This is a genomic window from Lederbergia ruris, assembly GCF_018332955.1.
Lineage (GTDB): Bacteria > Bacillota > Bacilli > Bacillales > Bacillaceae_C > Lederbergia > Lederbergia ruris.
On record NZ_BORB01000076.1, the window covers coordinates 1 to 5,426 of the forward strand.

At 39.7% G+C, this 5,426-nt stretch carries 5 protein-coding genes; 2 read left to right on the forward strand and 3 right to left on the reverse strand.

Going from position 1 to position 5,426, the window contains the following annotated elements:
* Positions 1 to 662: 662 nt before the first annotated feature.
* The 3 genes from KI363_RS21320 to blaI all read right to left on the reverse strand — a co-directional run bounded on the left by KI363_RS21320 (position 663) and on the right by blaI (position 3,320).
* Positions 663 to 1,985 (reverse strand): glycosyl hydrolase 53 family protein, encoded by a 1,323-nt coding sequence (locus KI363_RS21320; RefSeq protein WP_212967582.1) that lies wholly within the window; start codon positions 1,983 to 1,985, stop codon positions 663 to 665.
* Between the two features lie 70 nt (positions 1,986 to 2,055).
* Positions 2,056 to 2,823, reverse strand: coding sequence for a class I SAM-dependent methyltransferase (locus KI363_RS21325; protein ID WP_306345203.1), 768 nt, complete (start codon positions 2,821 to 2,823; stop codon positions 2,056 to 2,058).
* Positions 2,824 to 2,924: 101 nt separating this feature from the next.
* Positions 2,925 to 3,320, reverse strand: a complete 396-nt coding sequence (gene blaI, locus KI363_RS21330; RefSeq protein WP_212967584.1) for a penicillinase repressor BlaI — start codon at positions 3,318 to 3,320, stop codon at positions 2,925 to 2,927.
* Positions 3,321 to 4,015: 695 nt separating this feature from the next.
* Here blaI and bla point away from each other — a divergent pair.
* Complete coding sequence (gene bla, locus KI363_RS21335) at positions 4,016 to 4,894, forward strand: class A beta-lactamase (RefSeq protein ID WP_373306823.1); 879 nt, start codon at positions 4,016 to 4,018, stop codon at positions 4,892 to 4,894.
* 105 nt (positions 4,895 to 4,999) lie between these two features.
* Positions 5,000 to 5,350, forward strand: a complete 351-nt coding sequence (locus KI363_RS21340) for an HAD hydrolase-like protein (RefSeq protein WP_158323563.1) — start codon at positions 5,000 to 5,002, stop codon at positions 5,348 to 5,350.
* Positions 5,351 to 5,426 lie beyond the last annotated feature (76 nt).

Here is a 5,426-nt window from a genome sequence, read left to right on the forward strand (position 1 = left end):
GTAGATCCAACGGCATCTTGGATCTGCAATTTCGATGATCCTGCGCTTTATCGTAGATCCAACCTTACTTTGGATCTACGTTTTTGATGAACCTTCACTTTTTTGTAGATCCAACGGCATCTTGGATGTGCAATTTCGATGATCCCACGATTTATCGTAGATCCAACCTTGTTTTGGATCTAGGTTTTTGATGAACCTTCACTTTTTTGTAGATCCAACGGCATCTTGGATGTGCAATTTCGATGATCCCGCGCTTTATCGTAGATCCAACCTTACCTTGGATCTAGGTTTTTGATGAACCTTCACTTTTTTGTAGATCCAACCCCATCTTGGATCTACCTTTTTGCTGATCCTTCGACTTTTCGTACATCTTTCCTTACTTTTGACTAACGATTTGGCTCCTATATATATAGTTTTTGTCCTACTTGACGACTATTAGGATCGCTAAGATGATTCCATTCCCCAAGGTTGTCTTTTGTCATGCCTTGCCGCAATGATTGTTAGGTGTCATTCGCTTGAACTGTATAGGCAGCTCCCTCATTTTCCGCTAAAAAGGCATTCTGTCAACTCTAAATGCTTTTTTAATAATGTTTGATATTTCTGCACTTCTTCTTCATCCGGAATAATAAAAATACCAAAATGATCATTAACCTTACTAAATATTAATTTATAAAAAACTCTACGTCATCAACATTAATCCAGTTACCTGCATTTGCGTCTGTCCAAAATCCAAATTCAACTTGTCTGTTGGTTATCTGTATGTCGGGGATTACAATTTGGGTCCATGTATCTGTCTTTGGAATTGCTACATTTTTTTCTATTCCTCCATAATTCTTAACATACATCTGGCTTGTTTTAAATCCACCACTACCTCTAACCCATGCTTTCATAGTATACGTACCATTGGGGATGTCTGTTTTGACCTGATAGGTACTCACCTGATATGCATTGCTTTTCCAGTGAGACAAGCGATAGTTACCCGAATATCCTCCAGCCTCCGTATAGTTTGCGTCATCATTTCCATTTGACCATGTAGTCCAGCCCGAAGGTTCCTGGGTCATCCCGTCTATTTCAAAACTAGGGTTTGTAACTAGGTTTTTCCCTCCGGCAGAAGCAGCATCCTTAAAGGCATCAATAGCAACGCTATACTGCAATACATTTTTGGCAATTGCCCTAGTTGCACCTAATTGATAACGATCAGGAAGCACACTTGAATGAGCTTGAGGTTCCCAATAAAATACTCCAATCCCTTTTCCATTTTGAACGGAATTTACCACATTAATCGTATCGTGAATGGTCCAATAAGAGTCAAAAGGATTACTCTCTTCGCCACCTACTTCTACGACCATTACTTCTTTATTATATCGGGATGCCATATCGTTTAAATTGTATGATAAATGATTAGTAAGTTCCCAATATGGCTTGCCATCCCAATACGGATAGAAAGATACACCAATCACATCTGTTTTTCCACCGTGGTTAAAAAAGTTGTCAAACCACCATTGGAATTGGCTATTGTTTGTCCCATTGGCTAAATGAGTAACCACCTTAGATGATGGACTAACTGTTTTAACGGCATCGTAACCCTTATTTAAAAATGCTGTTAGCATATTAAAGTTATCTGTGCTACCGTTTGGAAGTAGAATTCCAGAATTTATTTCATTTCCAACTTGAACCCATTCAGGATATATATTATTTTTTTTAAGCTCACTCATCACTTCGTAAGTGTGATTATATATTGCATCTTGCAATTGGGTATTTGAATAATTTTCCCAAGCCTCTGGTTTAATTTGATGACCTGGATCTGCAAAAACATCACTATAGTGAAAGTCAACCATAATTCTCATTCCCATATCATTTGCTCTTTTCGCTGCGGCAAGGACCCCAGCTTTATCGCTATATCCAAGCATCGTCCAAGTTGTTCCATCTTTTAACCAATAATAGTCACTGGGTGGATTTACAAAAACTCTTAACCTAACATCCATTCCAATTTAGCAACATTTATGGAATGGATGTTTTTCTTTATTCTACGAGCATTAAATACACTACACTACTCTATTCTTTCACTCCGACCACTCTAATTCTTTTATAATCAGCCAGCCATTGTCCATTTTGGAACATCGTTGGCCGCAAATGGTTTTCCGTATCCGTTATGAGCTGATCTCTTTCGCGGTCAGTTAGTCCTTTGAAAAAGGAATCACCAAACATGTTAAGCCAGTTTCTTAATCCGTCTTTCCCTTCTAGAGGAGTTGGGCGAGCAAAGTGCTGAGCAAAGCTTACATGAAATCCGGTCTCTTCCATTAAAGTGGTGTATTCTCCGATGCTAGGGAAATACCATGGGATTCGATTTGCTCCATCCTCAATTCCATTCCTTTGGAACTGAAGAAGTAATGCATCAACAATTTGTTTTACATTATCTTTACCTCCAAACTCTGCAACCAATCGCCCACCGGGGATTAATGCTTTATGTATAGAGGAAAGGACTTCTTCAGGCGCTTGAATCCAATGTAAAGCAGCGTTAGAGAAAACTGCATCGAACTCACGCTCATAAGAGAGAGAGCGTGCATCCTCTACTTTAAAAGGAATATGAGGATATTTTCTTTTTGCTTCTGTAATCATGTTGTCAGATTGATCTACACCGATCACTTGAGACCCTAAATCAGCGATTTGCTTAGCTAAATCTCCGGTACCACAGCCTAGATCCAAAACTCTTTCTCCAACTTGTGGGGCTAATAATTCCACTATACTTTCTCCAAATTTTGATACAAACGAGTGATTTTGATCATAAAGCATTGAATTCCACGAATCAGCAATGTTTTTCATCTGCATACCCCTCCTACCTCCATTGTAATGATAGTATATCGCTTAAGTTCTATAATGAAAATAGACAATTTTGCAAAGAAATACATAACATGTCTTTCACTTCATTTTTTTGTTCCTTTTTCTTTAGGGTTTTTGTCCAAAATGGAGCGCAATTCTTTAATATCATCTTCTGACAAAGAATCCTCTTGGATGAACTGAACTAACATTGACTTTAAGGCTCCACCATATATTCGGTTAATAAAAGAGTGTGCCTCAGCTCTCTGACATTCCTCTTGTGAATAAAGTGGATAGAAAGTATAGACTCTTTGATCTTTATTGACACCGACCACTTTTTTCTGAGTAAGACGATCTAAAAGGGTGCGGATGGTTTTCGGCTTCCAATCCGTTTTCTCTTGTATGGAAGATATAACTTCACTAGCTGTTCTTGGAGACTTTTCCCAAAGAACATGCATAATTTCCCATTCTGATTCTGAAATATTGGGGGTTTTCTTTGTCATCCTTATTCTCCCTCCTTTGTCATACATGTGAAATTCAATTATTCTCTAGTGTCGTAAATGATTCCCTTATTTCTCAAAAAAGATAACGTGATTTTTGCGGACTTGCTTCTATAACTATTATCTTCATTTTGTATATTGGTTGCAAAGAAATATGTATTGTCCTTTGTTTCTCCACTGGATCAAATGGATGAACAAAGGATAAACGGCTAAGGCGCGACGTCCGCATGTCTTTGCCGTTTTGACCAACATCCTATTGGCCGTCTGGCGGTATGACTCAAAAGAAACTTCCTGTTGCTGCGCCTGCACTAGTACGTCTCTGTACGTCGTAACGCTGTTCTGACCAACGTCTTGTTGGCCTAAATTCGCGGCAACAATGGCCACGCCTTTGTTACCTGCATCCTGCAGACCCTGGTAAAAATGACATTGCGGATTTCTTCGATGGCAACAAGTATATTTGCTGATCTAATAGCGAAATCGAGTTTTTCAAATTAATCTGCTTGACATCGATTGATTACATCTGTAGTATTGGACTACGTTAGTAATCTTAAGGAAGGAGGAAGAGTTAATCTTGAAATGTTGTATAGAAAAAGATAGAACTATAGGTTAATAATGAAGCGAATATTAAATAGAAAGAGGTTATGAATATGACGAAAATATATAAACACAAATTCAGCGCACGAATATTTACATTCTGTATGTTGCTGTTCATGCTGATTACACTCTCGGCTTGTGCGGATAAAGAAAATACAACAGAGGCCTCATTCGAAGAGGTGAATGAAGAAGAACAATCAGCAAATATAGATGAAAAGTTTGCCCAGCTCGAGGATGATTTTGATGCTCAAATTGGTGTCTATGCGATTGATACAGGAACAAATCAGGCCATTGAATATCGGCCAGAGGAGCGTTTCGCCTTTGCATCCACGTACAAGGCTTTGGCCGCTGCCATCGTTCTGCAGCAGAATTCTATGGAAGATCTGAATGAAGTCATCAGTTACAGCGAAGATGATTTAGTTCCTTATTCCCCGGTGACTGAGAAACATGTAGATACTGGGATGACCCTTTTGGAACTTGCTGAGGCAGCAGTCCGGACTAGTGATAACACAGCTGGTAACCTCTTATTTAAAGCATTGGGCGGCCCTGCTGAATTTGAACAAGCTCTGAGGGATATTGGGGATCACGACACCCAGTCAGATCGATATGAACCTGATTTAAATATGTTCAGCCCAGAAGATCCTCGTGACACTAGTACTCCAAAGGCTCTTACCACTAGTCTTCGGGCATTTGTGGTTGGCGACTTACTTTCGGATCAAGCGCGTGAACGGTTCACGAATTGGCTGCAGGGAAATGCGACAGGAGATACACTCATTCGTGCGGGTGCACCAGAAGGATGGGAGGTCGGCGATAAGAGTGGGGCCGGAAGTTACGGAACAAGAAATGACATTGCAGTGGTTTGGCCACCGAACAGAGAACCAATCGTCATTACGATTATGTCCCGCCATAATACAGAGGATGCCGAATATGATGACGCCTTGATTGCGCAGGCTGCCAAGGTCGCACTTAACGCCCTAAAGTAAGTGTGAGATGTGGGCGGGAAAAGAATTAAATAAGATTTTCCTAATGGTATGTAATATAATAAGGGAACAAAGTAGATCGGCTATCTCGAAAGGATGATTTTCTTAATGGTGCAAGCAGTGATATTCGATTTAGATGGGACATTATTGAATCGCCAAGCATCTGTAGAAGGTTTCATTCAACATCAATATGAGCGGTTATATGAGTTTGTTCGTCATATACCAAAGGAACAATATGTATCGAGATTCATAGAGCTAGATCATCGTGGTTATGTATGGAAGGACAAGGTCTACCAACAAATGGTTAAGGAATTGTCCATTCAAAAGCTAACTTGGCAAGAGCTATTATCGGATTACGTAGAAAACTTTCATAAGTATTGTGTAGCTTTTCCGAACCTAATTCCTATGTTTGAACAAAAAAGCGAAGGTGCAGTCCCCTTCAAAATGCGCCGCATTTAGTGGGGGGTTAGCCTTCGCGGTCTTGATTTTTGATATATTCCTTTATTACTGATATCGGTGCTCCCCCTGTTGTAAG